Source organism: Phormidium pseudopriestleyi FRX01, assembly GCF_017313335.1.
Classification (GTDB): Bacteria; Cyanobacteriota; Cyanobacteriia; order Cyanobacteriales; family Laspinemataceae; genus Laspinema; species Laspinema pseudopriestleyi.
Map to the genome: position 1 here is coordinate 1 of NZ_JAFLQW010000480.1, position 3,867 is coordinate 3,867.

Here is a 3,867-nt window from a genome sequence, read left to right on the forward strand (position 1 = left end):
TGACCCCTTCAGTAGTAGAAAGTAGAGTGGGCACTGCCCACCTTCATCTGGTAGAAAGTAGTAGAAAGTAGGGTGGGCACTGCCCACCTTCATCTGGTAGTCACCAACTCGTCGGTGGGCAGTGCCCACCCTACAATTACTATGTAGGGGCGCTTCGCGAAGCGCCTCTACAGCGGAGGGATTGATCCCCCGCAATCCTCAACCCAACCTCAACCACACTTTTCCGTTTTCCGCATCGCCCCTAACAGGGTAGAAACAAACACACAGCGCTGTTTATTGCTGTTACTATTGCGGAGGCGAACCGTCACCCGTCCCAGACGACCATTGGAGTTGCCTTTATGATTGAATTGCATTCGCCACGCCCCATTTGTAGAGTATCGATAAAGGGTGGTTTTGCTCTCTTCAATGGTGACAAAAGAGTTGAGATTTTGCCAGTGCTGATCAGTGGGTTCAACCGAGGCCGGATGAATCGCCCATTGAGCTACATCATCCCACTCTCGGAAACTGGCTTGATAGGTAATTTTTTGGTGAGTGGCTTTGGTTTTAGCATTTAAAAGCGCACTGTAAACTTCATTTTGACCTGCATTGAGGCGAGTATTATTCAACCAACTGATCCAACTTGGAATACCGATCGCCGCTAAAATACCGATAATCAAAACAACAATTAAAACTTCGAGTAAAGTGAATCCGGTGGTCGTTGAGTTGCGAAACCGACCCCTGATTTGATGGGTTAATTGCATCACTTATCACCCTGATTAATGTATGAAAATAAAATAAACCCTCACGGGATAAATTGGAAGGATTTTTAATATTTTTTTACAATTGTGATGAAGATGCAGGGGTATATTAGGGACAACAGCGATTCACTCCTAACGAGGGACTCCTCTAATCACAATCAGCCCCTTGCGCTTTACGGACTGTTCCTAAAAGGGTCTGAACTATCACGCATCTTTTTTGTCCACCGCCATTTTGAAGAGATATCAGCATTGTCCCAGTGTTTTCAGTCTCACCTCTATCATTAAAGCTAATGGTCGTACTGGATGGATCAATGATGAGTCGGTCTTCTTCAATATTCTGCCAGAGGGTGGGCTCAGTCTCGTCTGGATGTACGGCCCACTGGACTTTCGATGTAGGGTTATCTTGCTTAACGGTAACTTGCCTCGTAGTCTTATTCACTAGGGCCTGCCGTTGTGCATCCCGAACGGCCAAGGCAATTGCATCTTGTGCCTTGCTCAGACGGCTGTTATTCACCATCGTTATCCAACTTGGGCCACCAATAGCCGCCAAAATACCAATGATAAAGACCACAATTAACACTTCTAACAGGGTAAACCCTTGGGCAGTCTGTGCGGCAAAAGTTCGACCCTCACGGGAGGACTGCCCTCTCTTCCAATGTTTGAATAAATCGATAGGTTGGTTCATAATTATTATTGGTTTTATATAACTTCTAAAGTCACTGATTTAGGGAAAAAATGTTAGACCTGCTAATTTCTCTGGGAAACCTTTCAGCTAGTTCTACCTACTAGGAGGACGACGGTTTAATACTGTAAGAGCTTGGACTCGTCGCTCAAAACTGGGAAGATAGCCTGTATTTCTGGAGTCTGGCTGTCCCGCTCTGGTGGCAGCGTTGCCTCGTAAAAAGAGAATCGCATCTTGAGAAACCTCTGAACTGAAAGAGCGAGCGCAAGCATAAAAGCTATCATTCAACGGATTTGTTGTAGGATTTGGAGGCATGGCTAATTTATAATCTGGATCGGGACATTGTGGCGCATTCACCCCCTGATAATCTAATCCATCAACCAATACAGCGCTAGATTTCCCCGCATTACCCCAATTAATGTTAGCGACGGGTTCCCACTCCCGAAATTCATCGCCAGAACTTGGTCTTACTGGGATAACACTTGGTGCTACTGGGGGGCTTCTATATTCCGGGGTTTCAGTTAACGTGGCAAAGTCACTATATTGTTTCATCTCATATCTGATGATTCGAGCTGCCCCTTCCTGCCAAATTTCATCGGGTTTATTTTCTCTAACCCCGTAAATTACTAAATTGTAAGTTTGTAGATTGCGAAGAACTAATCTGCAATCTGGGCTAGGGTGATTGGCACAAGGGTTGGAATCCGGTGGTAATGCCAGATCTTGTACCTTAATGGGAGTAGCTTTCCAGAAAGCTATGACGGGTTGTACCTTATCACCTAAGTTTAGCTTAGCAAGAGGAGGAAATTTATCTTGGTTGTAAATGAAAACTGCTTGTTGAATTTCTGAGGCAATATAATCAAGGGCTTGATTCATTTCTTGCTGCACTTGGCTCTTGGCAGTTTCCTGCTTTTCGGTGCCAAGCAGACTCACCACTAATGCCAACATCCCATAGGTGATCATGCCACCCACTAGGATTGCCATCAACAGTTCCATCAAGGTAAAGCCTGATTCGGGCTGGGGTTGATGCAAAGAGGCAAGGTGTCGTTTTAGGCGTTTGTTAATTTTGTTAATAACCATTACTTTTTTCCATGAAATCTCAAAGAATCGGAGAGGGAAAGTATCTACCCTGCTATTAGGTTCTACAGATTAGAGGTAGATTTTTTCCCTTCTATATTTTCACGATGGCTTAACCTTAACGGTGGGTTCTGGATTGATTCTCACAAGGGCGATCGCAACGAAATGGGAATTGATTATTCTTTCAATAGATCTCTGTATTTTTCAGCTGACAGTCCATCGGGCAGGTCACTGACGATCAGGGGTGCATATTGCACAGCTAGAGGTGCAGAACCCATATTATTGGCCGCTGAGAATGCTAAAGATGCCGGGTTTTTCGTCAGAGTGCCGCCACCAGAGAAAGCACCTGCTGTGTAAACTCGCACCCCCACCCATAAGGCTACAGGCACTCCGTTTGTGTCATCCTGCCGGTTGGTGATAAAGGTTTGAATGCCAAAATTTGAATCTGCCTCCAGACAGGCGGTGTCGGCTGCCGTCGGTGGGGAGTTGCTTTTACAGGTGCTTGTTGTTCCCGTTGGGGCCGCAGCCCCTTGGGGGCGATTGCCCGTAGCTAGTGGGGGCAGTTGCTGTTTTAATTGCACCAGCTTTGTTGCATCCTGTTCTGCTGCCAGAGCTTCGAGTAAAACCCGTACTCGGTCTACTTCCCCCTGGGCCAGGTGCATGGCCTTCTCCGCGTTGTGAGCGCGGACCCGGGCGGCCATCGACAACATAATTGGCGGGGTGACTGCGGTGATCGCCATAGTAAATATGATGATCGCCGCGAGGCACTCAATCAGGGTTAAGCCAGATTCGGTTGATTTAAACTGCGATCGTCGTTGCATCGTAACCTCCGTCTAGTTGCAAGGGAAATTAACTTCCTGGCGTAACAGACAAATGTAAGGATCATCCGCTGGGGGCTCACGATAGAACTCATTGCGTTCATCACTGAGGGCTTGCATCTTGTTAGATGCAGGACCTGGAGGCATATATTGGAGCCCCACATCATAACCCCATAGCCGATTCGGAGCCATATAATAGAAGATATTTTCTGGTCCCCCGTTGCTGCCCACATTAGAAGCACCCCAATTGGTTTTTCCAGGTACAGGTATTGCCCCGGGTTCCCAAGCATCATGTTCATAAGGTCCGGTCGCGTAGTTACTGAAGTTAAGCTGAATGAATGACCCCAGGATATATAGATTCTTTTTGTCCCAATCTTCGAGCATTCGCGGGAAGTTATGCAAACCGCCATTACTTTGGTCTTGGCGACTAGGGACCACCCCGTTAACCAGGACTGCATTCACCCAAGTATTTTGGGGAGTTGGAATCAGAGGTTTGCCGCTACTCCAAGGAGGCGAAGTATTAAATCGGTAGTAATTTCCCGTATATGGACCGGCA

The 3,867-nt window shown here is 46.8% G+C and carries 5 protein-coding genes; all 5 read right to left on the reverse strand.

All coding sequences use genetic code 11. From position 1 onward, the window contains the following. Positions 1-209: 209 nt before the first annotated feature. Positions 210-740, reverse strand: coding sequence for a pilus assembly FimT family protein (locus J0895_RS18350; RefSeq protein WP_207089452.1), 531 nt, complete (start codon positions 738-740; stop codon positions 210-212). A 145-nt stretch (positions 741-885) separates the two neighbouring features. Continuing rightward, entirely contained in the window at positions 886-1,422 is a 537-nt protein-coding gene (locus J0895_RS18355; protein WP_207089453.1) for a GspH/FimT family pseudopilin, read from the reverse strand. A 93-nt stretch (positions 1,423-1,515) separates the two neighbouring features. Continuing rightward, entirely contained in the window at positions 1,516-2,496 is a 981-nt protein-coding gene (locus tag J0895_RS18360; protein WP_207089454.1) for a PilW family protein, read from the reverse strand. Positions 2,497-2,669: 173 nt separating this feature from the next. Next, complete coding sequence (locus J0895_RS18365; protein ID WP_207089455.1) at positions 2,670-3,314, reverse strand: PulJ/GspJ family protein; 645 nt, start codon at positions 3,312-3,314, stop codon at positions 2,670-2,672. A 12-nt stretch (positions 3,315-3,326) separates the two neighbouring features. After that, the coding region (locus tag J0895_RS18370; RefSeq protein ID WP_207089456.1) for a hypothetical protein at positions 3,327-3,867 on the reverse strand (541 nt) is incomplete at its 5' end.